The 26,400-nt window shown below is 66.2% G+C and carries 16 protein-coding genes; 12 read left to right on the plus strand and 4 right to left on the minus strand.

Annotated elements, in window-relative coordinates; genetic code table 11:
• Positions 1-31: 31 nt before the first annotated feature.
• Positions 32-12,976, minus strand: coding sequence for a non-ribosomal peptide synthetase (locus LOY51_RS18960; RefSeq protein ID WP_258642595.1), 12,945 nt, complete (start codon positions 12,974-12,976; stop codon positions 32-34).
• Between the two features lie 320 nt (positions 12,977-13,296).
• Between LOY51_RS18960 and LOY51_RS18965 the strand changes: the two genes are divergently transcribed.
• Positions 13,297-13,827 carry an RNA polymerase factor sigma-70 gene (locus LOY51_RS18965; protein WP_258642597.1) on the plus strand — a complete coding sequence of 177 codons (531 nt, stop codon included), beginning with the start codon at positions 13,297-13,299 and terminating at the stop codon, positions 13,825-13,827.
• Between the two features lie 105 nt (positions 13,828-13,932).
• Here the strand turns inward: LOY51_RS18965 and LOY51_RS18970 are convergent, their stop codons facing one another.
• Complete coding sequence (locus LOY51_RS18970; RefSeq protein WP_125859482.1) at positions 13,933-14,943, minus strand: GNAT family N-acetyltransferase; 1,011 nt, start codon at positions 14,941-14,943, stop codon at positions 13,933-13,935.
• Positions 14,944-15,006: 63 nt separating this feature from the next.
• On the minus strand, positions 15,007-15,807 hold the full coding sequence (locus LOY51_RS18975) for a substrate-binding periplasmic protein (protein ID WP_125859483.1): 801 nt from the start codon (positions 15,805-15,807) through the stop codon (positions 15,007-15,009).
• Between the two features lie 178 nt (positions 15,808-15,985).
• Between LOY51_RS18975 and LOY51_RS18980 the strand changes: the two genes are divergently transcribed.
• Together LOY51_RS18980 and ppnP are read left to right on the plus strand one after the other, a co-directional pair.
• Positions 15,986-16,537: a 3'-5' exonuclease gene (locus LOY51_RS18980; RefSeq protein ID WP_125464922.1), complete on the plus strand. Its 552-nt coding sequence runs from the start codon at positions 15,986-15,988 to the stop codon at positions 16,535-16,537.
• A gap of 74 nt (positions 16,538-16,611) precedes the next feature.
• Entirely contained in the window at positions 16,612-16,896 is a 285-nt protein-coding gene (gene ppnP / locus LOY51_RS18985; protein ID WP_110994027.1) for a pyrimidine/purine nucleoside phosphorylase, read from the plus strand.
• A 99-nt stretch (positions 16,897-16,995) separates the two neighbouring features.
• Here the strand turns inward: ppnP and LOY51_RS18990 are convergent, their stop codons facing one another.
• Complete coding sequence (locus LOY51_RS18990; protein ID WP_125859484.1) at positions 16,996-17,688, minus strand: alpha/beta family hydrolase; 693 nt, start codon at positions 17,686-17,688, stop codon at positions 16,996-16,998.
• A 49-nt stretch (positions 17,689-17,737) separates the two neighbouring features.
• Here LOY51_RS18990 and ccoN (LOY51_RS18995) point away from each other — a divergent pair, with 49 nt between their 5' ends.
• The 9 genes from ccoN (LOY51_RS18995) (at position 17,738) to ccoG (ending at position 26,397) form a co-directional block, all read left to right on the plus strand.
• Positions 17,738-19,162, plus strand: a complete 1,425-nt coding sequence (ccoN, locus tag LOY51_RS18995; RefSeq protein WP_110994029.1) for a cytochrome-c oxidase, cbb3-type subunit I — start codon at positions 17,738-17,740, stop codon at positions 19,160-19,162.
• A 13-nt stretch (positions 19,163-19,175) separates the two neighbouring features.
• The gene (ccoO, locus tag LOY51_RS19000; protein WP_110994030.1) at positions 19,176-19,784 is read left to right on the plus strand and encodes a cytochrome-c oxidase, cbb3-type subunit II; all 609 of its coding nucleotides are present in this window, start codon (positions 19,176-19,178) and stop codon (positions 19,782-19,784) included.
• Between the two features lie 5 nt (positions 19,785-19,789).
• On the plus strand, positions 19,790-19,981 hold the full coding sequence (locus LOY51_RS19005) for a cbb3-type cytochrome oxidase subunit 3 (protein ID WP_110994031.1): 192 nt from the start codon (positions 19,790-19,792) through the stop codon (positions 19,979-19,981).
• Positions 19,978-20,919, plus strand: coding sequence for a cytochrome-c oxidase, cbb3-type subunit III (gene ccoP, locus LOY51_RS19010; protein WP_125464924.1), 942 nt, complete (start codon positions 19,978-19,980; stop codon positions 20,917-20,919). Before LOY51_RS19005 ends, ccoP (LOY51_RS19010) begins: the two co-directional genes overlap by 4 nt.
• Before the next feature lie 507 nt (positions 20,920-21,426).
• Positions 21,427-22,869 (plus strand): cytochrome-c oxidase, cbb3-type subunit I, encoded by a 1,443-nt coding sequence (gene ccoN, locus LOY51_RS19015; protein WP_125464925.1) that lies wholly within the window; start codon positions 21,427-21,429, stop codon positions 22,867-22,869.
• Positions 22,869-23,477 carry a cytochrome-c oxidase, cbb3-type subunit II gene (ccoO, locus tag LOY51_RS19020; RefSeq protein WP_110994033.1) on the plus strand — a complete coding sequence of 203 codons (609 nt, stop codon included), beginning with the start codon at positions 22,869-22,871 and terminating at the stop codon, positions 23,475-23,477. The genes ccoN (LOY51_RS19015) and ccoO (LOY51_RS19020) overlap by 1 nt, the downstream gene beginning before the upstream one ends.
• A 5-nt stretch (positions 23,478-23,482) precedes the next feature.
• Positions 23,483-23,683: a cbb3-type cytochrome oxidase subunit 3 gene (locus LOY51_RS19025; RefSeq protein WP_110994041.1), complete on the plus strand. Its 201-nt coding sequence runs from the start codon at positions 23,483-23,485 to the stop codon at positions 23,681-23,683.
• Positions 23,680-24,660, plus strand: a complete 981-nt coding sequence (gene ccoP / locus LOY51_RS19030) for a cytochrome-c oxidase, cbb3-type subunit III (protein WP_125464926.1) — start codon at positions 23,680-23,682, stop codon at positions 24,658-24,660. The genes LOY51_RS19025 and ccoP (LOY51_RS19030) overlap by 4 nt, the downstream gene beginning before the upstream one ends.
• A 321-nt stretch (positions 24,661-24,981) precedes the next feature.
• Positions 24,982-26,397 carry a cytochrome c oxidase accessory protein CcoG gene (gene ccoG, locus LOY51_RS19035; protein ID WP_110994035.1) on the plus strand — a complete coding sequence of 472 codons (1,416 nt, stop codon included), beginning with the start codon at positions 24,982-24,984 and terminating at the stop codon, positions 26,395-26,397.
• The last annotated feature ends 3 nt before the right edge of the window (positions 26,398-26,400 follow it).

Genomic DNA, 26,400 nt, shown 5'->3' on the forward strand with positions numbered 1-26,400 from the left:
CGAAGAGACCGACGCGGATTTCCCGATTAAGTCAGAGCGCCTCCAGCTCCGCCATCAGATCACTCAACCGATCCACCTTGTCCTCATCCAGCGCGCTGCCCTGCAGCCCCTGCACGTACTCCGCCAGTTCCTCCACCGTGCTGCACTCGAACATCGCCCGCAGCGGCACGTTGAGTGCCAACGCCTTCTGCACCCGCGAAGCGATCTGCGTGGCCAGCAGCGAGTGCCCGCCCAGTTCGAAGAAGTTGTCGCGCACGCCCACCCGCTCGGCCTTGAGCACGTCGGCCCAGATGCCGGCCAGGGTCTCTTCCAGCTCGCTGCGCGGCGCCAGGTAGTCCTGACTGTGCTGGCCGCCGATATCGATGGCCGGCAGCAGTTTGCGGTCGAGTTTGCCGTTGGCGTTGTGCGGCAGGCTGTCGAACCAACCCCAGTGCAGCGGCACCATGTACTCCGGCAGCTCGGCACGCAGGCGTTGCTTGAGCTGGTCGAGCAGCGCGGCATCGGCTTCGACACCTTGATGGGCCACCAGGTAGCCGACCAGGTGCTTGCCGTTGACGCCTTCCTGCACACCCACGGCGGCATCGCGCAACTCAGGCTGTTCGTGCAGGCGCGCCTCGATCTCGCCCAGCTCGATACGGTAACCGCGGATCTTCACCTGGTGGTCGATACGCCCGACATACTCCAGTACCCCGTCCGGGCGACGACGCGCCAGGTCGCCGGTGCGGTACAGGCGTTCGCCCGGGGCACCGAACGGATGCGGAATAAAGGCCTGGGCGGTACGCACCGGGTCGCCGACATAGCCGCGGCCCACCCCGGTACCGGCGACGCACAGCTCGCCTACCGCACCCAGCGGCACCAGTGCCTGATCCTCGCCCAGCAGGTACAGGCGGTTGTTGTCGGTCGGCGTGCCGATCGGCAGGTAGCTGCCCTGGGTCGATGCGAGATCGACGCGGAAGAACGCCACGTCGTCCGAGCATTCCGCCGGGCCATAGGCGTTGACCAGGCCGATGGCCGGATAGCGCTGCAGCCACTGCGCGGCCAGCTCCGGCGGCATCGCCTCGCCGGTCGGCAGCATCCAGCGCAGGCCGTCCAGCGCCTGGTGATCGTTGGCCAGCATGCCCTGGATCAGCGACGGCACGCTTTCCAGCACGGTGATGCCGGTGGCCTGCACATGGGCCAGCAAGCCTTGCGGATCATGGGCGATGGCATTCGGCACGATCTCTACCGTGGCGCCGAACAGCGGCGCGGCAAGGAACTGCCAGACCGAGATATCGAAGCTCTGCGAAGCGGTCTGGGCGATCACGTCTTGCTCGTCCAGCACCAGGTACGGCACCTTGCTCAACTGGTTGTTGAGCATGCCGCGCTGCTCGACCATCACGCCCTTGGGCAGGCCGGTGGAGCCGGAGGTGTAGATCACATAGGCAAGGTTGTCCGGTGCGCTATGGATGCCTGGGTTGTGGCTGGCCACGTTGCTCGCCTGCACCTCTTCCCATACCAGCAGTTTCGGCCGTACCGCGCCCGCCACTTCATCGAGCAACTGGCGCGCCTGCTCGGCGCAGGCCGCGCTGCACACCAGCACCGGGGTGCGGCTCAGTTCGACGATGCGTTGCAGGCGTGCCGATGGCAGGCCTGGGTCCAGCGGCAGGTAGCCGGCGCCCGCCTTGAAGCTGCCGACGATCATGCCCAGCAGCGCCAGGCCACGCTCGGCCAACAGTGCCACCGGCTGGTCGATGGCAACCCCGGCCGCGACCAGGGCATGGCCCAGGCGGTTGGCCGCCAGGTTAAGCCCGGCGTAGTCGAACGACGCCTCCAGGCAGCGGGCGACGGTGCGCTGCGGATGCGCGGCGACCCGCGCTTCGAACAGTTCGATGTAGCTCTGTTCCAACGGGTAGGCATGCTCGGTGCGGTTGCAGTCGTCCAGCAGGAAGCGCTGTTCATCCGCGCCCAGCAGCGGCAGTTCGCCCACCTCGCCTTCGAAGCCGTCCACCAGCGCCAGCAGCAGGCGCTTGAACTCGCCCAGCAGGCGCTCGACGCTCGGGTAGTCGAAGTAGCGCTGGTCGAACGACAGGTGCAGGCCAAGGTCGTCGCCCGGGTAGCACACCGCGGTCAGCGGGAAGTTGGTATGGGTACGGCCCGAGTCGGAGCTGGCGTTCAGGTGCTGGGCGTGGTCGAGCACGGCGGTTTCCACCGGGGCGTTCTCGAACACGAACAGGCTGTCGAACAGCGGCTGGCCCTTGGGCAGTTCGCTGCATTCCTGGATCGCCACCAGCGGCAGGTATTCGTACTCGCGCAGCTGCATGTTGCGGTCGAGCAAACCCTGCAACCACTGGCGCACGCTGCGCCGTTCACCCGGCTGCGGCAACTGCACGCGCAGGGCGATGCTGTTGATGAACAGCCCGACGGTGCGCTGCATCTGCGGCAGGCTCACCGGGCGCCCGGCCACGGTGACGCCGAACACCACGTCGCGCTCGCCGCTGCAACGGGCCAGGGTCAGGGCCCAGGCCGCCTGGGCGAAGGTGTTGACCGTCAGCTGGTGGGCCTGGGCCAGTTCGCGCAGGCGGGCACCTTCGGTGACGTCCAGGCGGGTGTAGCAGTCGCCGACCACCATGCCGTCACCGGCATGGTCATGGCGCAGCGGGCGGTCGCTGGGGATTGCCGTGGCCCGTTCGAAACCGGCCAGGTTGGCCTGCCACCACTGGCGCGCCTCGCCCAGGTCCTGGCGTTGCAGCCAGCCGATGTAGTCGCGGTAGCGCGGCGGCACCGGCAGCTGCGCCTGACGGCCCTCGCCAAGAGCCTGGTAGAGCTCGAAGAAGTCGTTCATCAGCAGCGAGCGGCACCAGGCATCGATGAGGATGTGGTGGTTGCTCATCATGAACCAGTAGCGCTCATCGGCCACGCGCACCAGGCGCAGGTGGAACGGCGCCTCGCGCAGCAGCTCGAAGCCGGCCTCGCGTTCCTGCTTGTGCAGGGCCTGCAGGCGTTGTTCCTGGGCGTCGTCGTCGAGGCCGCGCCAGTCCTGGTAGTCCACCGGCGTGTTGCCGGCCTTGTGGATGATCTGCAGCATCGCCTCGCCGGCGTTCCAGCTGAACGAAGCGCGCAGTGCTTCGTGGCGGGCGACCACGGCCTGCCAGGCCTGGGCGAAGCGTTCGGGGTCGAGGGCGCTGTTGATGCGGTAGCGGTCCTGCATGTAGTACAGGCCGGTGCCCGGCTCCAGCAGGGTGTGCAGCAGCAGGCCTTCCTGCATCGGTGTCAGCGGGTAGACGTCCTCGATCTGCGCGGCGGGCACCGGCAGTGCGTCGATCTGCTCCTGGGTCAGTTGCGCCAGGGGGAAGTCCGATGGGGTGAAGCTGCCGTTGCCATCGGCCAGGCAATGGCCGACCAGCGCCAGCAGTTCCTGGCGATAGGCTTCGGCCAGGGTGGCGATGGTGGCCTGGTCGTAGCGCTCGGCGCTGAAGCTCCAGCGCAGTTGCAGGGCGCCGCCGTACACCTGGCCATCCACGCTCAGCCAGTTCGGCAGCGGCGCGTCCAGGTCATGGGCCAGGCCCGCCGGCGCATCCAGTGGCTGGAACAGCGCGGCCTGGTCGAACTGCTGGTCGAACTGGCCGAGGTAGTTGAAGGTGATGCGCGCCTGGGGCAGCGCCGCCATGCGCTCACGGCCGGCGTCATCGGCCAGGTAGCGCAGCACGCCGTAGCCCTGGCCTTTGTGCGGCACCTGGCGCAGTTGCTCCTTGATGCGCTTGATCGACGCCGCGCGGGCCACCTCGCCTTCGGCCATGTCCGGGCTCAGGCTCAGCGGATAGGCGTTGGTGAACCAGCCGACGCTGCGGGTCAGGTCCATGTCTTCGAACAGCCCGTCGCGGCCATGGCCTTCCAGCTGCACCAGCACCTGCTCGTCACCGGTCCAGCGGCACAGGGTGCGCGCCAATGCGGTCAGCAGCAGGTCGTTGACCTGGGTGTGGTAGGCCGCCGGCGCTTGTTGCAGCAACTGACGGGTCTGCTCGACATCGAGTTCGATGGCCAGGCTTTGGGCATGGCGATGCAGGTTGCCGCCCTGGGGGTGATCGCACGGCAATTCATGGCGGGCGCTGCCCAGCTGGCGTTCCCACCAGCCCAGCTCGTCACGCAGTGAATCGGAACCCGCGTAGCTGGCCAGGCGTGCAGCCCAGTCGCCCATGGCGTGGGTCTTGGCGGCCAGGGTTTGACCGCGATACAGCGCTTGCAGGTCTTCGAGCAGCACACGCCAGGAGACGCCATCGACCACCAGGTGATGGATCGCCAGCAGCAGGCGCTGGGCACCCTGGCCGTCGCTGACCAGCAAGGCGCGCAGCAGCGGGCCCTGCGCAAGGTCGAGGCTGCGTTGCACGTCGCTGTACAGTGCCTGGCAGTCGTTGAAGTCGGCCACGGTGGCAGTCCACAGCAGTGGCTGGGTGTGCGGCTGGGTGTACTCGGCCTGCCAGCGGCCCTGGGCCTGGCTGAAGCGCAGGCGCAGGCTGTCGTGGTGGGCCACCAGCGCGGCCAGGGCCTGTTCCAGTTGCTCCGCCTGCAGCGGCTGGCGCGCTTCGAGCAGCACGGCCTGGTTCCAGTGCTGGGGTTGCGGCACTTCGCTGTCGAAGAACCAGTGCTGGATCGGCGTCAGGCCGCTGCGCCCCTGGCGCGGGCCCTGCTCGATGTCGCTCGATGCCGCGCTGCGGGTCACCACGGCGGCCAGGGTCTGGATGGTCTGGTGCTGGAACAGGTCGCGCGGGGTGAACTGCAAGCCCAGCTGGCGGGCGCGGCTGACCACCTGGATCGACAGGATCGAGTCGCCGCCCAGCTCGAAGAAGTTGTCCTGCACGCCGATGCGCGAGACGTTGAGCACGTCGCGCCAGATCTGCGCCAGTTGCGTTTCCAGCTCGTTGGCCGGGGCCTGGTAGTGCTGGCGCGCCTGCTCAAGGTCCGGCGCCGGCAGCGCACGGCGGTCGAGCTTGCCGTTGCCCATCAGCGGCAGGCTGTCGAGCAGCACCAGGTGCGCCGGCACCATGTAGTCCGGCAGGTGCTGACGGGCGTCGGCCTTGACCGCTTCGCGCAGCAGGGCCTGGGCCTCGCTGTCGGCCTTGGCTTGCGTGCACACCAGGTAACCCACCAGCTGCTTGCCGCCCGGCAGGTCGAGGGCCAGGACCACGGCCTCGTCGACATCCGCATGCTCCTGCAGGCGGCTTTCGATTTCGCCCAGCTCGATGCGGAAGCCGCGGATCTTCACCTGTTGGTCGGCACGGCCGACGTATTCCACCAGACCATCGGCGCGCAGGCGCACCAGGTCGCCAGTGCGGTACAGGCGCCCGCCGTGGTGGCTGAACGGGTCGGCGACGAAGCGCTCGGCGCTCAGGCCCGGGCGGTCGTGGTAACCCTGGGCCAGGCCGGCGCCGCCGACGTACAGCTCGCCGATGCCGCCTTGCGGCAGCAGCGCCAGGTCGTCGTCGAGGATGTAGGCGCTGCGGGCACCGATCACCCGGCCGATCGGCACGCTGCCAGCGTCGCTGGGCAGTTGCTCGGGGGCCAGGCAGGCCAGCGGCATGACCACGGTTTCGGTGGGGCCGTAGGCGTTGAAGAACTGCTGCGGGGCGAACGCCTGGCGAATACGTTGCAGGTGCTCGCCCGTCAGTGCCTCGCCGCCGGTAATCACCAGGCGTACCGGCAACTGCTCGCCCTGCCCGGCCAGGTACTGGGCCAGCTGGCTGCCGTAGCTCGGGGTGAAGCCAAGGATGCTCACCTGCTGCTCACGCACCACCTGGCAGATCTCTTCGGCACCCCATTGGCCCTGGGCGCGCAGCACCACGCGGGCACCGCACAGCAGCGGCGTCAGCAGGCGTTCGCTGGCGGCGTCGAAGTTGATCGAATAGAAGTGCAGCTCGCAGTCGTCGCTGCGCATGCCGAACTCGGCGATCACCGCCTGGCAGTGCATGGCGATCTCGCCGTGGCTGACCACCACGCCCTTGGGCTTGCCGGTGGAGCCGGAGGTGTAGATCAGGTAGGCCTGGTGCTGCGGCAGGTTGAGGTTGTCCAGCGGCGCGTCGCTGTAGGCGGACAAGCGTGCGGCATCGTCCTCCAGGTTCCAGCTGGCCACCCCTGCGGGCAACTCGCCCAGGGTTTCGAGCAAGCTGCGCTGGCCGATCAGCAGGCCCAGGCGGCTGTCTTCGATCATGTAGCGCAGGCGGTCGAGCGGGTATTCCGGGTCCAGCGGCACATAGGCGCCACCGGCCTTGAGGATGGCCAGCAGGCCGACCACCATCTCCAGCGAACGCTCCAGCGCCAGGCCCACCCGCACCTGCGGGCCGACACCGCGCTCGCGCAGGGCGCGGGCCAGGCGGTTGGCCTGCTGGTCGAGTTCGGCGTAGCTCAGGTGTTGGCCTGCGAAGGTCAGCGCCAGCGCCTCGGGGGTGCGTTCGGCCTGGGCGGCGAACAGGCCGTGGAGCGTCTGATTCAGCTCGAAGTCCTGCTGCCCCTGCAACTGGCCCACCAGCACCTGCTGCTCGGCCTCGGCCAGCATCGGCAACTCACACAGGCGCTGCGCCGGGTTGTCCAACAGCGCTTCGAGCAACTGCTGCCAGTGCTCGGCCATGCGCGCGATGCGCGGTTCGTCGAACAGGTCGCGGCTGTAGGTGAAACAGCAGCCCAGGCGGCCATCGAGGTCGGTGACCTCCAGGTACAGGTCGAACTTGGTGGCGCTGGCGTCGTTGACCAGGTAGTCCACCTGCATGCCCACCAGCTCGCGGCTTTGCTGGAAGGCCCAGCGCTGCACGTTGCACATCACCTGGAACAGCGGGTTGTAGGCGCTCGAACGCGGCGGCTGCAGCGCTTCGACCAACTGCTCGAACGGCAGGTCCTGGTGCGACTGGCCGTCGATGATGGCGCTGCGCACCTGCTCGAGCAGCGCGCTGGCGCTCATCTGCCCGTCCACCTCGCAGCGCAGCACCTGGGTGTTGAGGAAGGCGCCGATCAGCCCTTCGCTTTCCGGGCGGATGCGGTTGGCCACCGGCGCGCCGATGCGCAGGTCGCGCTGGCCGCTGTAGCGGTGCAGCAAGGCGGCCAGGGTGGCGGTCATGGTCATGAACAGGGTCAGCCCGCGCTGGCCATTGAAGGCATGCACGCGCTTGACCAGCGCAGGGTCCAGGTCGAAGCGGTACAGCTCGCCGCGGTGGCTCTGCACCGCCGGGCGTGGGCGGTCGGCCGGCAGGGCCAGCACCGGGTGCTCGTCGCCCAGGCGGTCTTGCCAGTACGCCAGCTGGCGCGCGCCCTCGCCGCTTTCCAGCCACTGGCGCTGCCAGACGCTGTAGTCGAGGTACTGCACCGGCAGCGGCGCCAGCGGCGATTCGCGCTCGTCGACGAAGGCTTCGTACAGCTCGCCCAGTTCGCGGGCGAAGATGTCCATGGCCCAGCCTTCGGTGACGATGTGGTGCAGGGTCAGCACGAAGTAATGCTCGCGCTCACCGGCCTTGACCAGGCAGGCGCGCAGCAGCGGGCCGCGCGCCAGGTCGAACGGCTGGTGCGCCTGGTCGTCGGCCAGTTGCTGCAGGCGTTGTTGGCGGGCCTCGTCGGGCAAGGCACTGAAGTCATGCCATTGCAGTTGCAGGTGGCTGTCGTCGTCCACGCACTGGTAAGCCTTGCCGTCGATGCTGGGGAAGGTGGTGCGCAGGGTTTCGTGGCGCACGATCAGCGCCTGCAGGGCGCGCTCGAAGGCGTCCACGTGCAGCACGCCCTTGAAACGGGCCATGCCGCCGACGTTGTAGGCCGGGCTGTCCGGCTCCATCTGCCAGAGGAACCACATGCGCTGCTGCGAGTACGACAGCGGCACCGCCTGACGGCGGTCGACCCGGGCGATGGCGCCTTGCTGGTTGCGCTCGCCGCTGCCCTGCAGGCGGGCGATCTCGGCGCAGAACGCGCCCAGCTCGCTGGCCTCGAACAAGGCCTTGAGCGGCAGCTCGACGTCCAGTGCCTGGCGGCTGCGCGAAACGATCTGGGTGGCCAGCAGCGAGTGGCCGCCAAGGGCGAAGAAGTCGTCGTGCAGGCCGACCTGGGGCAGGTTCAGCACCTCGCGCCAGATCGCCGCCACCTGCTGTTGCAGTTCGGTTTGCGGCTCGACGTGATCACGCTGCTGCCACACCGGCGCCGGCAGTGCCTTGCGGTCCACCTTGCCGCTTGGGCCGAGGGGCATCTGCGCCAGGTGGATCAGTTGCGCCGGCACCATGTAGGCCGGCAGGCGCTCGGCCAGGGCCCCGAGCACGGCGTCGGTCTGTTCGATGCCGCTGTAGTAGCCGACCAGCTGGGCGCCGACGGCGTCCTTGTGGATCAGCACCAGTGCCTGCTGCACACCTGGTTGCGCCAGCAATACCGCCTGCACTTCCTCAGGCTCGACGCGGAAGCCGCGCACCTTGACCTGCTGGTCCAGGCGCCCGAGGTACTCCAGGGATTCACTCTGCACGTGCCAGCGGGCACGGTCGCCACTGCGGTACAGGCGCGCGCCCTCGCCGTCGGGCTGCGGCACGAAGCGCTCGGCAGTGAGGCCAGGACGGCCAAGGTAGCCACGGGCCAGGCCGGCGCCGCCCAGGCACAACTCGCCCGGGACGCCTGGCGGGGTCAATTCGAATTCATCGTCCAACACCCGGCACAGCACGTTGCCCAGCGGGCGGCCGATCGGCGAGCGCTGGCCGTCGCTGGTCTGGCAGTGCCAGTGGGTGACGTTGATAGCGGTTTCGGTCGGGCCGTAGCGGTTGTGCAACTGCACCTGGGGCAGCAGTTGCAGCACGCGGTCGCGCAGGGCCGCGCTCAGCGCCTCGCCCCCGGAGAACAGCCGGCGCAGGCTGGTGCAGCCAGCCGCCAACGGCTCTTGCACGAACACCTGCAGCAGCGGCGGCACGAAGTGCAGCGTGGTCACGCCGTGCTGCTGGATCAGCTGGGCAATGCGCTGCGGGTCGCGGTGCTCGCCGGGGCCGGCCAGGACCAGCTTGCAGCCGGTGATCAACGGCCAGAAGCACTCCCACACCGACACGTCGAAACTGATCGGCGCTTTCTGCATCAGCACGTCGTTGTCGTCCAGCGCATAGGCCTGCTGCATCCATTGCAGGCGCTCGGCCAGGGCCCCATGGGTGTTGCCCACGCCCTTGGGCTGGCCGGTAGAGCCGGAGGTGTAGATCACGTAGGCGAGGTTGTCGCCGTGCAGGTGCAGCCCCGGGGCCTGGCTTGGCCAGCTGTCCAGGTGCAGCTGGTCGAGGGCGATGGCGCTGACGCCGTCAACTTCCGGCAGGGTTTCGAGCTGGCTGCTGTGGCTGAGCAGCAGGCCGGCGTTGCAATCCTTGAGCATGTAGGCCAGGCGTTCGGCCGGGTAGTCCACGTCCAGCGGCACGTAGGCGCCGCCGGCCTTGAGGATGGCCAGCAGGCCCACCAGCAGCTGCGGCGAACGCTCGAGGGCGATGGCTACGCAGGTGTCCGGGCCGACGCCCTTGTCGCGCAGGTAGTGGGCCAGGCGGTTGGCCTGCTGGTGCAGCTCGCCATAAGTGAGCTGGCCGCCGTCCCATACCAGCGCGGTGCGCTCGGGGGTCAGGCGGGCTTGTTCGTTGAGCTGCTCGACCAGCAGCTGTTGTGGCTGCGCGGCCGGGGCCTGGCCCCAGTGCAGCAGTTGCGCACGGCTCGGTTCATCGAGCAGTTGCACCTCAGCCAACGCCAGCTGCGGCTGGGCGCACACTTGTTCGAAGAACGCCAACAGGTGGTTGGCCAGGCGCTTGACGGTGGCCGCCTCGAACAACCCGGCGGCGTAGTCGAAGGCCAGGGTCAGGCGGCCCTGGTGGTCCTCCTCGCTGTGCAGCTGCAGGTCGAACTTGGCCTCGCGGCTGTGCCAGGGCAGCTCTTCGGCCAGCAGGCCGGGCAAACGGCGCAGCGCCGAAAGGTCGCGCTGCTGGTGGTTGAACATGACCTGGAACAGGCCCTGCTCACGGGCCTGCGGCAGCGCCTCGACCAACTGCTCGAACGGCAGGTCCTGGTGGGCCTGGGCTTGGAGGGTGGCTTGGCGCACCTGGCCGAGCAGTTGCGCGAACGGCAGGCGGCCATCGAGCTCGGCGCGCAGCACCTGGGTGTTGATGAAGAAGCCGACCATGCCCTGGGTTTCCAGGCGCGGGCGGTTGGCGTTGGGCACGCCAACGCGGATGTCGCCTTGGCCGCTGTAGCGGTGCAGCAGCGCCTGCCAGCCGGCCAGCAGCACCATGAACAGGCTGGCCTGCTGGTCGCGGGCCAGGTCCTTGAGGGCTGTGGCGAGTCGGGTCGGCACCTTCAGGCTGTGACGCGCTGCGCGATTGTGCTGCTGGCTGGCGCGGGGCTGGTCGGTGCACAGGTCGAGCACCGGCAGTTCATCGCCCAAGGCGTGCTTCCAGTAATCGAGCTGGCGGGCGCTTTCGCCGTCGGCCAGCCACTGGCGCTGCCAGGTGCCGTAGTCGGCGTAGCCCAGTGGCAATTCGGGCAACTGTACCTGCCCTTGCGCCGCGTACAGGCGGGCGAACTCGTCGAGCAGAATGTTCAGCGACCAACCGTCGGCGACAATGTGGTGCAGGGTCACCCACAGCTGGTGCTCTTCGTCATCCAGGCGGGCCAGGGTCACCCGCAGCAGCGGGCCCTGGCGCAGGTCGAACGGGCGCTGCGCTTCGTCTTCGCGGCGCGCGGCCACCTCGGCGGGCTCCAGGCCCTCGAGGTCGCAGTGCTGGAGGTTGAACGCAAGGCTCGGCAGGATGCGCTGCACGGCCTGGCCGTCGACCTCGTCGAACACCGTGCGCAGGGATTCGTGGCGGGCCACCAGGGCCTGGAAGCTGGCCTGCAGCGCGGCCTGGTCCAGCTCGCCGCGCAGGTGCAGGCCGGCGGGGATGTTGTAGGCGGCGGACGCAGGCTCCAGCTGCCACAGCAGCCACAGACGGTTCTGCGCCAGCGACTGGGGCAGGGCCTGGTCGCGACCTTGGGTGTCGATAGCGCCGGCAGCCTTGCCCCCTTCGGCGAGGATGGCCGCCACCGCGGCACTGTATTCGGCCAGGGTCGGTGCTTCGAACAGGGTACGCAGGCTCAGCTGGATGCCCAGCTCGTCACCCAGGCGCGCGGTGACCTGGGTGGCGGCGATGGAGTTGCCGCCCAGCAGCAGGAAGTGATCATCCGCCGCCACGGCTTCGACCTTGAGCAGCTCGCGCCAGATACCGGCGATGCGTGCTTGCAGGTCGCTGCCGGCAACCTCTGTGCTGCCCTTCGCGGCGACGAACGGGAAGCGGGCGTAGCAATCCAGGCTGCCGTCATGCATGCGCAGGCGGCAGGCCGCGCGCTGCAGCTTGCCGCTGGAGGTCTTGGGCAGCGCGCCGGGGTTGAGCAGCAGCACCGCCGCCGGGGCCTGGCGGCAGGCGTCGGCGATCACCCGACGCAGGGTGTTGATCAGCGCTTCGGGGGTGTGCGCCTTCTGTACGTTGCGGCTGATCTCCACCGCCACGCCGATGCCCTCCTCGCCCTGGTCGTCGACGGCGAACACCGCCACCCGGCCTTTGCGCAGCACGTCCACTTCACGCTCCAGGGTCTTTTCCAGATCCTGCGGGTAGAGGTTCTGGCCACGGACGATGAGCATGTCTTTCAGGCGCCCGGTGACGAACACTTCGCCGTCACGCATGAAACCCAGGTCGCCAGTGCGCAGCCAGGTCTGGCCATCCATTTCGACGAAGGTGCGTGCGCTGGCTTCGGGGTTGCGCCAGTAGCCCAGGGCGATGCTCGGGCCGCCGGCCCAGATCTCGCCCACCCGGTTGTCGCCCAGCACCTGCAACTGCTGCGGTTCGACGATGCGCACGGCGTGGCCCGGCTGCGGGTAGCCGCAGCTCATCAGCACACTGCCCTGGCCCGGCTCGGCGCGGTTGGCGGCAAACGCCTCGGCGTCCAGCTCCAGCGCGCCGATGCCCTGGCCACGGCGGCTGCCGCTGACGAACAGGGTGGCCTCGGCCAGGCCGTAGCTGGCGAAGAAGCTGCTGGCCTGGAAGCCGCAGCGGGCGAATTTGTCGGCGAAGGTGTCGAGGCTGTCCTGGCGGATCGGTTCGGAGCCGGAATAGGCCACGCGCCAGCGGCTGAGGTCGAGCCCGGCCAGGGCGGCCTCGCTGACCCGCTCGCTGCACAAGCGGTAGGCGAAGTCCGGGCCGCCGCTGATGGTGCCACCGTACTCGCTGATGGCCTGCAGCCAGCGCTGTGGCCGGGCGAGGAAATAGCCGGGCGACATCAGCACGCAGGGCACGCCGCTGAAGATCGGTTGCAGCAGGCCGCCGATCAGGCCCATGTCGTGGTACAGCGGCAGCCAGCTGACGATCACGTCGTCGGGGTTCAGGTCGATGCCGAAGCCCTGGCGGATCAGTTGTTCGTTGGCCACCAGGTTGCCGTGGCTGACCTGCACGCCTTTGGGCAGCGCAGTGGAGCCAGAGGTGTACTGCAGGAAGGCGATATCGTCATTGGCCAGCGCAGGTTCACGCCATTGTTCGGCCAGCTGCGGGTCAAGACTGTCCACGGCCAGCAGCACCGGGGCATTTTCCCCGACCAGCGCTTCCAGGCCCTGCAAGCTCTCGCACAGCGCCCCTACCGTCAGCAACAGGCGCGGCTGCGCGTCATCGATGATCGACAGCAGCCGTTCCTGGTGGTGCTGGCGGGCAGACTCCGGCGGGTAGGCCGGCACCGCGATCACCCCGGCATACAGGCAGCCGAAGAACGCCGCGACGTAGTCCGGGCCACTGGGGAACAGCAGCACGGCACGCTCACCGAAACCGGCACGGGCCTGCAACGCGGCGGCAATGGTGCGCGCGCGCTGGTCGAGGTCCCGGTAGCTGAGCACGGCCTGCTCGCCTGGCGCATCGGCCAGAAAGCGCAAGGCGATGCGCTCCGGGGTCTGCTCGGCGCGTTGCGCCAGGGCCTGGACCAGCGAGTGCGGGAGTTCGAAGGCGTCCGTCATGGAATGTTCCTGCCAGTGTCTGGTTGAGTCGTGCCGATGCTGTACCGCGCCAAGCTGGCGGGCAGCGCTGGGCAGCCGGATGTACACAGGGGAACGGATGGACAGGGGAAGAAATTAGCCCCGCCGGGCAGCGGGTAGAGGCGTTGGGGCCTGCGACGGTTTGAAGCAGTTCACAGTGTTCGGCTTAGAACCAGATCGAATGCTTAATCATTAACTTTCGTATTTGACAATCATTATCATTCTGAATAGTTTGTCGCACGTCGTAGGAAGCCTCCCCACGGGATGTGCTCCCTTTCCCTCTGAGACAAGGTGAAAATTCCATGGCGGAACAACTGTCCACAAGTAAGTGCGATTCACCGCTGCTCCAGGCGTTCGTCGACAACCGCAGCATCCTGGTCAAGATCGCCGCGCGCATCACTGGCTGCCGTTCGCGCGCCGAGGATGTGGTGCAGGACGCGTTCTTCCGACTCAGCGACGCGCCGCAGATTACCTCTTCGTTCAAGGCCCAGCTCAGCTACCTGTTCCAGATCGTGCGCAACCTGGCCATCGACCACTACCGCAAGCAGGCCATGGAGCTGAAGTACTCCGGCAGCGAGGAGGAAGGGCTGAACGTGGTCATCCAGAACGCCTCGCCCGAAGCCACGCACATCAACCTGGCCACCCTCGAGCACATTGCCGAAGCGCTCAACGAACTGCCCCAGCGCACCCGTTACGCCTTCGAGATGTACCGCTTGCATGGCGTGCCGCAGAAGGACATCGCCAAGGAACTGGGGGTGTCGCCGACGCTGGTCAACTTCATGATCCGCGATGCCCTGATCCACTGCCGCAAGAGCAGCCTCAAAAGCAGCTGAAAGCTTCGAGCTGCAAGCTGCAAGCTGCAAGAAGTAGCCGGACGTCGATCCGCTCTTCCCTTGCAGCTTGCAGCTTGAGCCGCAGGCGGCTTGTGGCTTGAGCCGCTAGGCGAGCCTGCAGCGCTCGAAGAACCGCTCCCGCCCCAGGATCATCAACGCCGCCCGCTTGTGCGGGAAATCGAACTCTTTCTCGCAGTGGAAGCACTGGTCGTGCATGTAGCCGATCATCTTGCCGTTGTCGGCACGCGGCTCGGCCACCACCCGCTGGGTGCGCGGGTCGTCGAGGAACAGGTAGTGCACCAGCGCCGACAACCAGCTGGCGACCTTGTGCGGGCCGCGATGCGTCTCTTCGCCCACCAGCATGTGGATGCCACGGTCGTAGTCGTCGGCCGGGTAGAACGGCGCGATGCGATCTTCCTTGGCCCAGTACGCCTCGAAATAGGCGAACGGCTCGTCATCGAAGCAACCGATCAGGGTCAGGGTGTGCGGGTCCTGTTCAAGCTTGGTCAGGTACTCGCGGTGTTGCTCGAGCGAGCCGCCCTCCTGCCAGAACTGCTCCACGCGCGGATTGTTCTGCCAGCGGTTGAAGCGTTCCAGGTCCTGGCTGATTTCCAGGGTGCGCAGCGAAACCCAGGCCCCCAGACGCGCATCGAAGCGCCGGTACACCTCACCCCGTGGCTTGGGCGCCCGGCGCGGGTGACGCTTGCCATTGCTCAACTGCATCTGCTGCGGATAGACCCCGGCCAGCGACTCGCCGAGCCACGGCTGGGGCAGTTGCCAGAACAGCGTGCGTTCGCACAGGTAACGCCCCGGCGCCTGGTCGGGCAGCAACAGGCCACTGGCGACGGCTTGCGGGATTGGTTGCGGCAGGTGCCAGGCCAGGCGCTGGCAGGCCGGGTCGCGTGACAGCAGCCAGTAGCAGGCGGCCCACAGGGCCTGCTCGGGGCGCTCGGGGCAAATCTGTTGCAGGTGCGCTTCAAGGGGCTCGCCAGGTACCAGGCGCAGGCTGATGAGGGGGCGCCCTTCCAGGGTCAGGCTCAGGCGGCAATCGCCTTCGTCGGCCTGCAGGCTGCGCCAGCGGGGCGCGCAAGGGGGCGTAGCGGCATCGAACGGCATGTCAGGGCTCACAGGAAATGAAAGAAAGGCTCACTCCTGAAAACGTCCTCATGCCCCGGCAATTTAGTCGTGGGGCGCTTCGACCGTGATCTTGTAGGGTTTGAAGATACGCAACAACTCACCGTTCTCGCGCAGCCGGCGCAGCAGCCCGGTAAAGTTTTCCGGGCTTATCGGCGCATCCGGGCGCAGCAGTGCGTAGTGGTGGTAGACCTGGTCGACCCGCTGCGAGGCCAGCAGCTGGCTGACGCTGGACGGGTTGCGCTTGAGGAAGTCGCTCAGGTAAGAGCGAGTGACCAGGGCGATGTCGGCCCGACCGCGCTCGACCATGGACAGGTTGCTGTCGTGGGAGTAGGTCAGGGTCGCCTGATAGCGTTGCCTGAGCAGCACCGGGTCGGGCTCGAAGTCGGCGAAGGCGTAGTGGTAGCCATTGAACAACGCCAGGCGCTTGCCGTGCAGATCATCGAAATACTGCTGGTCACGCCCCGGCTGCTGGCGCGTGACGAAGATCTCGGCATCTTCCAGCCCCATGTCCACGGTGCTGTGCGCGATCCCCTGCCACCCCCACTGCGGGTTTTCGAAAATCGCCATGTCGGTGCGGCCTTGCTGGAAATCGCCAAAGCGCCGGGGAATCGAGGTGGGCACGAGCACGAAGCGGTAGTCGTTCTGCAGCTCGTTCAAAGCCTCCACCAGTTGTGGCAGCAGGCCGGTGTCAGCGCCCTGCTCGGGGCGCACGGTGTAAGGCGGGAAATGCGCCGCGCCGATCTTCACCTCGACCGCCTCGCCCGCCCACGCTGCTGCCGTCAGCGACAGTGCGGCGAACAACAGCACAGAGCAGGAGAGCTTGAGGCTGGGCAGAGGGATCAAGTCGAGACACTCGTCACGGGTAGTGGCCTGGATGCGCTTAAGCTAGGCGTTTTCCCAGGCGGGCACAACCGCCGGATATGCCAAAGTGCCAGGGGATGTCGCGCGCGCGGACATTGGCTACCCTCTAGGGGCCCGCGCGTGAGGACGCGGGCTACCGCGTATTGATAGGGAGCCTGGCATGGGCCACTGGTTGGTGATCGACCTGGAAGCCACCACCGACGACGGCGGCTGGCCGGTCACGGAGATGGAAATCATAGAAATCGGCGCGAGCCTGGTCACCCGTGAGGGGCGCGAGGTCGACCATTTCCAGCGCTTCGTACGGCCCCGGCGGCGGCCACAGCTGACGCCGTTCTGCCGCGAGCTGACCCATATAAGCCAGGCCGATGTCGACGGCGCCGAGCCCTTCAGCGCGGTGTGGGGCGCGTTCGAGCGCTGGCTGGGCGATCACCAGGCGCAGCTGCAGGCCTGGGTCAGCTGGGGCGACTACGACCGCAAGCAACTGCTGCAGGAGTGGCAACTGCATCACCAGCGCAGCCTGCTCGAGCAACTGCCGCACATCAACCTCAAGCAGCGCTTCGCCAAGGCCCGCCACCTGCAGCGGCCGGCGGGGCTCAACAGCGCCCTGCAACTGGCCGGGCTGCAGTTCAGCGGCCAGCAGCATCGCGCGCTGGAAGACGCGCGCAATACTGCCCGGCTGCTGCCGTTGAGCCTGCCGCTGGGCGGCGCCTGAAACAGATGACGCAAGGGCGGGCCTTGGGCATACTGGCCAGCCCTTTTTTTCATCCCCTTTTTCAGGAGTCGCCCATGTTCAAGGTCAATGAGTACTTCGATGGCACCGTCAAGTCGATCGCCTTCGAAAGCAGCGAAGGTCCGGCTACCGTTGGCGTGATGGCCCCGGGCGAATACGAGTTCGGCACCGCCAAGCGCGAAATCATGCATGTGGTTTCCGGTGCGCTGATCGTCAAGCTGCCAGGCAGCGAGAACTGGGAAACCTTCAACGCCGGCGACAAGTTCAATGTTGCCGCCGACAGCAAGTTCCAGCTGCAGGTGAAGGTCGATACCGCCTACCTGTGCGAGTACCGCGACTAAGCGCCAGCCTGCTTTGGCCCCATCGCCGGCAAGCCGGCTCCCACAGGGTCACACGATATCCTGTGGGAGCCGGCTTGCCGGCGATGAGCCTTAACCCACTCAGTTTTTCAAAAACCCCGCCACCTTCTGGGCCGCCGCCTGCAGATGCTGCTCATGGCTGAACCCCGAAGCCTTCAGCGGCTTCAGGTCATGGTCCGCCGCCACCAGCCAGCTCACTTCGATCGCTGGCGATAGTTCATACCCCTGCACCGCTTCCCGATTGCCCAGGGCATCGCGCTCCCCCTGGACGATCAGCGTGCGCGTGCGCAGCCCGGCCAGGTGCTCGACGCGGGGCTTTTGCGGCTTGCCCACGGCATAGAACGGATAGCCCAGGCACACCAGCGCATCGGCACCGAGTTCGTCCGCCAGCAGGCTGGCCATGCGCCCGCCCATGGACTTGCCACCGACGGCCAGAGGCCCCGCGACCAAAGGTCGCACCTGGCTGTATACATCGCGCCAGCAGTCGAGCAGAACTTTCTGCGGATTGGGCGGGCGCCGGCCACCGTCGACACGCCGCTGGGCCATGTACGGAAACTCGAAGCGCACCACCCCTACCCCAAGCCCTGCCAGCCTTTGCGCCATGTCGTCCATGAACCCGCTGTCCATCGGTGCACCCGCGCCGTGGGCCAGGATCAGCCAGCTGGTTTGCCCGCTTTCGCCGGTGATTCGCGGAGGATCGCAGCGCAAGCCTGGGGCATTTGCAATCTGCGCCCATTGATCCCCGTCAATACCGGCACTTTGCCCATTAATCATGCTTGCCTCGCTGTCTAGCCTGCCTATAACCGTGGATGGGAACCCATACATGAACACAACCAGCAGTACCGCCTACAACTATCAGGTGGTCCGCCAATTCGCCATCATGACGGTGGTGTGGGGCATCGTCGGGATGGGGCTCGGCGTCTTCATTGCCGCCCAGCTCGCCTGGCCCGCCCTTAACCTTGACCTGCCGTGGACCAGCTTCGGCCGCCTGCGACCCTTGCACACCAACGCGGTGATCTTCGCCTTCGGCGGCTGTGCCCTGTTCGCCACCTCGTATTATTCGGTGCAACGCACCTGCCAGACCACCCTGTTCGCACCGCGCCTGGCCGCGTTCACGTTCTGGGGCTGGCAATTGGTGATCCTGCTGGCGGCGATCAGCCTGCCGCTGGGCTACACCAGCTCGAAAGAGTACGCCGAACTGGAATGGCCGATCGACATCCTGATCACCATCGTCTGGGTCGCCTACGCCGTGGTGTTCTTCGGCACGCTGATGAAGCGCAACACCAAGCACATCTATGTGGGCAACTGGTTCTTCGGCGCGTTCATCCTCACCGTGGCGCTGCTGCACATCGTCAACAACCTGGAGCTGCCGGTCAGCCTGACCAAGTCGTACTCGGTGTACGCCGGGGCCACCGACGCCATGGTGCAATGGTGGTACGGCCACAACGCCGTGGGCTTCTTCCTCACCGCCGGCTTCCTCGGGATGATGTACTACTACGTGCCCAAGCAGGCCGAGCGCCCGGTGTATTCGTATCGCCTGTCGATCGTGCACTTCTGGGCGCTGATCACCCTGTACATCTGGGCCGGCCCGCACCACCTGCACTACACCGCGCTGCCGGACTGGGCCCAGTCGCTGGGCATGATCATGTCGCTGATCCTGCTGGCGCCGAGCTGGGGCGGCATGATCAACGGCATGATGACCCTGTCGGGGGCCTGGCATAAGCTGCGCAGCGACCCGATCCTGCGTTTTTTGGTGGTGTCGCTGGCGTTCTACGGCATGTCCACCTTCGAAGGCCCGATGATGGCCATCAAGACGGTCAACGCCCTCTCCCACTACACCGACTGGACCATCGGCCACGTACACGCCGGCGCCCTCGGCTGGGTGGCGATGATTTCCATCGGCGCGCTGTACCACACCATCCCCAAAGTGTTCGGCAAGGAGCGCATGTACAGCCTCGGGCTGATCAACGCGCACTTCTGGCTGGCGACCATCGGCACCGTGCTGTACATCGCCTCGATGTGGGTCAACGGCATCGCCCAGGGCCTGATGTGGCGCGCGGTCAACAGCGACGGCACGCTCACCTACTCGTTCGTGGAAACCCTGGTGGCCAGCCACCCAGGCTTCGTCGTGCGCTTCGTCGGTGGCGCGATCTTCCTCAGCGGCATGTTCCTGATGGCCTGGAACACCTGGCGCACGGTGCGTTCGCCAAGCGTTGTGGAAGCCCCTGCCAACGCCCAGCTGGCTTGAGGAGTAGAGCCTGATGAAACATGAAGTCGTTGAGAAAAACATAGGCCTGATGGCGCTGCTGATGGTGTTCGCCGTCAGCATCGGCGGCCTGACCCAGATCGTCCCGCTGTTCTTCCAGGACGTCACCAACAAGCCGGTGGAGGGCATGAAGCCTTACACCGCCTTGCAGCTCGAAGGTCGCGACATTTACATCCGCGAAGGCTGCGTGGGTTGCCACTCGCAGATGATCCGCCCGTTCCGCGCCGAAACCGAGCGCTACGGCCACTACTCGGTGGCCGGCGAAAGCGTGTGGGACCACCCGTTCCTGTGGGGCTCCAAGCGCACCGGCCCGGACCTCGCCCGCGTGGGTGGCCGCTACTCCGATGACTGGCACCGCGCGCACCTGTACAACCCGCGCAACGTGGTACCGGAGTCGAAGATGCCGTCCTATCCCTGGCTGGTGGCGACCCAGGTCGACAACAGCCACACCGACGTCAAGCTGCGCACCCTGCGCACCCTCGGCGTGCCGTACACCGACGACGACATCGCCGGGGCCCGCGACGCAGTCAAGGGCAAGACCGAGATGGACGCGCTGGTCGCCTACCTGCAGGTGCTTGGCACCTCGATCAAGAACAAGAGGTGAGTGCGATGGAAATGGACATCGGCATGATCCGTGGCCTGGGCACCCTGGTGGTGATGATCGCCTTCATCGGCCTGTCGCTCTGGGTGTTCAACCGTCGCCGCGACCGTGATTTCGCCGAAGCGCGCCTGCTGCCCTTCGTCGACGACCGCCTGCCCCCTGCCGGGCAGGAACCCGCCATGAGGAGTAATGGGCAATGACCACCTTCTGGAGTACGTATATCAGCGTACTGACCATCGGCAGCCTGATCGGCCTGACCTGGCTGCTGCTCGGCACCCGCAAGGGCCAGAGCAGCGACACCACCGACCAGACCATGGGCCACAGCTTCGATGGCATCGAGGAGTACGACAACCCGCTGCCCAAGTGGTGGTTCTGGCTGTTCGTCGGCACCCTGGTGTTCTCGGTGGGCTACCTGATCCTGTACCCGGGCCTGGGCAACTGGAAAGGCATCCTGCCCGGCTACGAGAACGGCTGGACCGGCGTCGACGAGTGGAAAAGAGAGATGGAAAAGGCCGACGCCAAGTTCGGCCCGATCTTCGCCAAGTACGCCGCCATGCCAGTGGAAGAAGTGGCCAAGGACCCGCAAGCGCTGAAGATGGGCAGCCGGCTGTTCGCCTCCAACTGCTCGGTGTGCCACGGTTCGGACGCCAAGGGCTCCTACGGCTTCCCCAACCTGACCGACAAGGACTGGCGCTGGGGCGGCGAGCCGGAAACCATCAAGGCCTCGATCATGAACGGCCGGCACGGCGTGATGCCGGGTTGGGCCACGGTGATCGGCGAGCAGGGCGTGGCCGATGTGGCCGCTTACGTGCTGACCGGCCTGGACGGGCGCAGCCTGCCAGCGGAAGCCAAGGCCGACCCGGTCAAGGGCAAGGAGATCTTCGCCACCACCTGCGTCGCCTGCCACGGGCCGGAAGGCAAAGGTACCCCGGCGATGGGCGCACCTGACCTGACCCATCCACAGGCGTTCATCTACGGCTCGAGCTTCGCCCAGCTGCAGCAGACCATCCGTTACGGCCGTCAGGGCCAGATGCCGGCGCAGCAGGACATCCAGGGCAATGACAAGGTGCATCTGCTGGCGGCGTATGTGTACAGCCTGTCGCAGGATCAAGTGCCAGAAACCGTAACTGCCAAGTAGTCCCTTCGTGGGAGCGGGCTTGCCCCGCGATAGCGCCAGGCCTGACGACCTCATCGCCGGGGCCGACGCTTATCGCGGGGCAAGCCCGCTCCCACGACCCGCTCCCACGATCCCCTAGCTCACCCCTCCCCGCCTTGCACCCCCTCCGAACACAACTAAGCTTGTTGCCACAGTGGCCCCGCTCGCAGCAGCCGGAGCAGACGTGGTGCACAGCCTGACACCACGCAGCGATTCCAGCCTTGCGAGCCCGCGCTTTGGGATGATGCCTTGCGTGCCCGTCCCGGCAATAAAAGCTTGACCGATCGATCAGAAAAACATGGGAAACGGTACACATTACAAAGATTTATTTGTGTACAATCGTTCGAACCCCGACGCCACGGGACGGTGGCGAACAGGGTTTGGACACGGGTCGGCACCAGTCGCCTTGCATTGTAATAACCCTGGTGGTTATTGATACTGGCGCCGATTTACCAACCAACAAGAATACCCAAACCGTGGAACCTTAGAATGAGCACTGCAATCAGTCCGACTGCTTATAACTATAAGGTCGTCCGCCAGTTCGCCATCATGACGGTGGTCTGGGGGATCCTTGGCATGGGGCTTGGCGTCTTCATCGCCTCGCAACTGGTATGGCCCCAGCTCAACCTGGACCTGCCATGGACGAGCTTCGGCCGCCTGCGCCCACTGCACACCAACCTGGTGATCTTCGCCTTCGGTGGCTGTGCCCTGTTCGGCACCAGCTACTACGTGGTGCAGCGTACCTGCCAGACCCGCCTGATCTCCGACAGCATGGCCGCCTTCACCTTCTGGGGCTGGCAGGCGGTGATCGTCGGCGCGCTGATCACGCTGCCCATGGGCTTCACCACCACCAAGGAATACGCCGAGCTCGAGTGGCCGCTGGCGATCCTGCTGGCCATCGTCTGGGTGACCTACGGGCTGGTGTTCTTCGGCACCATCGTCAAGCGCAAGACCAAGCACATCTATGTCGGCAACTGGTTCTACGGTGCCTTCATCGTGGTCACCGCGATGCTGCACATCGTCAACCACATGTCGTTGCCGGTGAGCCTGTTCAAGTCGTATTCGGCCTACGCCGGCGCCACCGACGCGATGATCCAGTGGTGGTACGGCCACAACGCCGTGGGCTTTTTCCTCACCACCGGCTTCCTCGGGATGATGTACTACTTCGTGCCCAAGCAGGCCGAGCGCCCGATCTACTCCTATCGCCTGTCCATCGTGCACTTCTGGGCGCTGATCACCCTGTACATCTGGGCCGGCCCGCACCACCTGCACTACACCGCCCTGCCGGACTGGGCGCAGTCGCTGGGCATGGTGATGTCGATCATCCTCCTGGCACCGAGCTGGGGCGGCATGATCAACGGCATGATGACCCTGTCGGGGGCCTGGCATAAGCTGCGCACCGACCCGATCCTGCGTTTCCTGGTGGTGTCGCTGGCGTTCTACGGCATGTCCACCTTCGAAGGCCCGATGATGGCCATCAAGACGGTCAACTCGCTGTCCCACTACACCGACTGGACCATCGGCCACGTGCATGCCGGCGCCCTCGGCTGGGTGGCGATGATCTCGATCGGCGCGGTCTACCACATGATCCCCAAACTGTACGGCCGCGAGCAGATGCACAGCGTCGGCCTGATCAACGCGCACTTCTGGCTGGCGACCATCGGCACCGTGCTGTACATCGCCTCGATGTGGGTCAACGGCATCACCCAGGGCCTGATGTGGCGCGCCATCAACGACGACGGCACCCTCACCTATTCGTTCGTCGAAGCGCTGCAGGCCAGCCACCCGGGCTACATCGTCCGCGCCCTGGGCGGTGCGTTCTTCGCCTCGGGCATGCTGCTGATGGCCTACAACGTGTTCCGCACCGTTCGCGCGGCCAACCCGGTACAGGCTGAGGAAGCCGCCAAGATCGTCGTCGTGGGAGCCCACTGATGAAGCATGAAGCAGTCGAGAAGAACATTGGCCTGATGGCCTTCTTCATGGTCATCGCCGTCAGCGTCGGTGGCCTCACCCAGATCGTCCCGCTGTTCTTCCAGGACGTCACCAACAAGCCGGTCGAGGGCATGAAGCCGCGCACCGCGCTGGAAGTGGAAGGCCGCGATATCTACATCCGCGAAGGCTGCGTGGGTTGCCACTCGCAGATGATCCGCCCGTTCCGCGCCGAGACCGAGCGCTACGGCCACTACTCGGTGGCCGGCGAAAGCGTGTGGGACCACCCGTTCCTGTGGGGCTCCAAGCGTACCGGCCCGGACCTCGCCCGCGTGGGTGGCCGCTACTCCGATGACTGGCACCGCGCGCACCTGTACAACCCGCGCAACGTGGTGCCGGAATCGAAGATGCCGTCCTACCCGTGGCTGGTCGAGAACAAGCTCGATGGCAAGGACACCGCCAAGAAACTGGAAGTCCTGCGCACCCTCGGCACGCCGTACACCGACGAAGACATCGCCGGTGCCCGCGACGCGGTCAAGGGCAAGACCGAGATGGACGCCCTGGTGGCGTACCTGCAAGGCCTTGGCACCCTCATCAAAAGCAAACGGTGACACTGATGGATATCGGGATGATTCGCGGCCTGGGCACCGTCGTGGTGCTGGTGGCTTTCGTGGGCCTGGCGCTGTGGGTGTTCAGCCCGCGGCGCAAAAAGGACTTCGATGAGGCCACGCAGTTGCCATTTGCGGACGACCCCGAGGCCACTCGCCACGTTGAGCACGCGAAAGCGCAAAAAGCTTCTGGGAGCAAACAACAATGACAACCTTCTGGAGTCTGTACGTCACCGTCCTGACCCTGGGCACCATCTTCGCCTTGAGCTGGCTGTTGCTGTCGACCCGCAAGGGCCAGCGCGAAGAGATCACCGACGAAACCGTCGGCCACGCCTTCGATGGCATCGAGGAGTACGACAACCCGCTGCCCAAATGGTGGTTCTGGCTGTTCGTCGGCACCGTCGTGTTCGCCCTCGGCTATCTGGTGCTGTACCCGGGCCTGGGCAACTGGAAAGGCATCCTGCCGGGGTACGCCTACGTCGATAACGACAAAAAGACCGAGTTCAGCAACGGCCAGCCAGGCTGGACCGGCGTGCACGAGTGGGAAAAGGAGATGGCCAAGGCCGACGCCCGCTTCGGGCCGATCTTCGCCAAGTTCGCCGCCATGCCGCTGGAGGAAGTGGCCAAGGACCCGCAGGCGCTGAAGATGGGCGCACGCCTGTTCGCCTCCAACTGCTCGGTGTGCCACGGCTCGGACGCCAAGGGCGCCTACGGTTTCCCCAACCTGACCGACAACGACTGGCGCTGGGGCGGTGAACCGGAAACCATCAAGACCACCATCATGGGCGGGCGCCACGGCGTGATGCCGGGCTGGACCACGGTGATCGGCGAACAGGGTGTGGCCGATGTGGCGGCGTTCGTGCTGACCAAGCTCGACGGCCGCACACTGCCCGAAGATGCCAAGGCCGACCCGGTCAAGGGCCAGCAGATCTTCGCCACCACCTGCGTGGCCTGCCATGGGCCTGAGGGCAAGGGCACCCCAGCCATGGGTGCGCCGAACCTGACCCACCCGCAGGCGTTCATCTACGGCTCGAGCTTCGCCCAGCTGCAACAGACCATCCGCTACGGTCGCCAGGGCCAGATGCCGGCCCAGGAACAGTTGCAGGGCAACGACAAGGTGCACCTGCTGGCGGCGTATGTGTACAGCCTGTCGCAACAGGAGCCAGCACCGGCCAAGGCCGAGTAAGGCAGGTTTGGCCTCTTCGCGGGTAAACCCGCTCCCACAGGACTCTCACCGGTTTCTGATGCGGTGCAGTACCTGTGGGAGCGGGTTCACCCGCGAAGAGGCCGGCACTGACGCCACAATTCCTGCAGGCCCCATGACCTGGATCAATTGACACTCGCCATATCACGATTCAAACCATCACCCAACGCGACTAAAGGTCGCAGTACGGCCCCGGCGCGCCAACACAGGCGTATCATGGGCCGCAGAGCGCCAGCAGAACGCGCGCGACTGCGGCCGGCAAGCACTGGCCGCGGCGTTTCTCCACTGCCGTGGGACTAGATGATGAGCAAGCAAATTCCGGTACATGACGTCACCCCGCCTGCCAGCAAAGGGAAGGATTCCGTCGACCTCTACGCATCACGCGAAAAAATCTACACCCGCGCCTTTACCGGCATTTTCCGCAGGCTGCGGATGGTCGGCGGCGCGGTGCTGTTCCTGCTGTATTTCGGCACCGTCTGGTTGAACTGGGGCGGCCACCAAGCCGTGTGGTGGAACCTGCCCGAGCGCAAGTTCTACATCTTCGGCGCCACGATCTGGCCGCAGGACTTCATCCTGCTCTCGGGCCTTCTGATCGTCGCGGCCTTCGGCCTGTTCTTCATCACCGTCTACGCCGGCCGCGTCTGGTGCGGCTACACCTGCCCGCAAAGCGTGTGGACCTGGGTGTTCATGTGGTGCGAAAAAGTCACCGAGGGTGACCGCAACCAACGCATGAAGCTGGACAAGGCGCCCATGAGCGGCAACAAGTTCCTGCGCAAGTTCGCCAAGCACAGCCTGTGGTTGCTGATCGGCTTCGTCACCGGCATGACCTTCGTCGGCTACTTCTCGCCGATCCGCGAGCTGGCCATCGAGTTCTTCACCGGCCAGGCCGACGGCTGGGCCTACTTCTGGGTCGGCTTCTTCACCCTGGCCACCTACGGCAACGCCGGTTGGCTGCGCGAGCAGGTGTGCATATACATGTGCCCCTACGCGCGCTTCCAGAGCGTGATGTTCGACAAGGACACCCTGATCGTCTCCTACGACCCGCGCCGTGGCGAAACCCGTGGCCCGCGCAAGAAGGACATCGACTACAAGGCCAAGGGCCTGGGCGACTGCATCGACTGCACCATGTGCGTACAGGTCTGCCCCACCGGCATCGACATCCGCGACGGCCTGCAGATCGAGTGTATCGGCTGCGCCGCCTGCATCGACGCCTGCGACAGCATCATGGACAAGATGAACTACCCCAAGGGCCTGATCAGCTACACCACCGAGCACAACCTGTCCGGGCAGAAGACCCACATGCTGCGCCCGCGCCTGATCGGCTACGCGTTGGTGCTGCTGGTGATGATCGGCGCCCTGACCACCGCCTTCGCCACCCGCTCGCTGGTTGGCTTCGACGTGGCCAAGGACCGGGTGCTGTACCGCGAGAACGCCCAGGGGCGGATCGAGAACGTGTACAGCCTGAAGGTGATGAACAAGGACCAGCGCGACCACGTCTACGTGCTGGATGCCGCCGGCCTGCCGGACCTGCGCCTGGAAGGCCACCGCGAAATCCGCGTGGCCGCCGGCGATATCGTCAGCCTGCCGGTGCAACTGTCGGTTGCCCCGGAGAAACTGCCCTCGACCACCAACGAAATCACCTTCATCCTCAAGGACGCCGACGACAGCGCCAGCCAGGTTGAAGCCAAGAGCCGCTTCATCGGCCCACAGATCCGCTGACTA

The sequence above is a fragment of the Pseudomonas sichuanensis genome, from assembly GCF_024749065.1.
GTDB classification, from domain to species: domain Bacteria; phylum Pseudomonadota; class Gammaproteobacteria; order Pseudomonadales; family Pseudomonadaceae; genus Aquipseudomonas; species Aquipseudomonas sichuanensis.

What these genes read in the sequence shown, in the direction of transcription:
- LOY51_RS18960 (WP_258642595.1), bottom strand. Translation starts at nt 12,976, where the DNA reads ATGACGGACGCCTTCGAACTCCCGCACTCGCTGGTCCAGGCCCTGGCG.
- ccoO (WP_110994033.1), top strand. Translation starts at nt 22,869, where the DNA reads ATGAAGCATGAAGCAGTCGAGAAGAACATTGGCCTGATGGCCTTCTTC.
- LOY51_RS19005 (WP_110994031.1), top strand. Translation starts at nt 19,790, where the DNA reads ATGGAAATGGACATCGGCATGATCCGTGGCCTGGGCACCCTGGTGGTG.
- ccoN (WP_110994029.1), top strand. Translation starts at nt 17,738, where the DNA reads ATGAACACAACCAGCAGTACCGCCTACAACTATCAGGTGGTCCGCCAA.
- LOY51_RS19025 (WP_110994041.1), top strand. Translation starts at nt 23,483, where the DNA reads ATGGATATCGGGATGATTCGCGGCCTGGGCACCGTCGTGGTGCTGGTG.
- LOY51_RS18970 (WP_125859482.1), bottom strand. Translation starts at nt 14,943, where the DNA reads ATGCCGTTCGATGCCGCTACGCCCCCTTGCGCGCCCCGCTGGCGCAGC.
- ccoN (WP_125464925.1), top strand. Translation starts at nt 21,427, where the DNA reads ATGAGCACTGCAATCAGTCCGACTGCTTATAACTATAAGGTCGTCCGC.
- LOY51_RS18990 (WP_125859484.1), bottom strand. Translation starts at nt 17,688, where the DNA reads ATGATTAATGGGCAAAGTGCCGGTATTGACGGGGATCAATGGGCGCAG.
- LOY51_RS18965 (WP_258642597.1), top strand. Translation starts at nt 13,297, where the DNA reads ATGGCGGAACAACTGTCCACAAGTAAGTGCGATTCACCGCTGCTCCAG.
- ccoP (WP_125464924.1), top strand. Translation starts at nt 19,978, where the DNA reads ATGACCACCTTCTGGAGTACGTATATCAGCGTACTGACCATCGGCAGC.
- ccoG (WP_110994035.1), top strand. Translation starts at nt 24,982, where the DNA reads ATGAGCAAGCAAATTCCGGTACATGACGTCACCCCGCCTGCCAGCAAA.
- LOY51_RS18980 (WP_125464922.1), top strand. Translation starts at nt 15,986, where the DNA reads ATGGGCCACTGGTTGGTGATCGACCTGGAAGCCACCACCGACGACGGC.
- ccoO (WP_110994030.1), top strand. Translation starts at nt 19,176, where the DNA reads ATGAAACATGAAGTCGTTGAGAAAAACATAGGCCTGATGGCGCTGCTG.
- ccoP (WP_125464926.1), top strand. Translation starts at nt 23,680, where the DNA reads ATGACAACCTTCTGGAGTCTGTACGTCACCGTCCTGACCCTGGGCACC.
- ppnP (WP_110994027.1), top strand. Translation starts at nt 16,612, where the DNA reads ATGTTCAAGGTCAATGAGTACTTCGATGGCACCGTCAAGTCGATCGCC.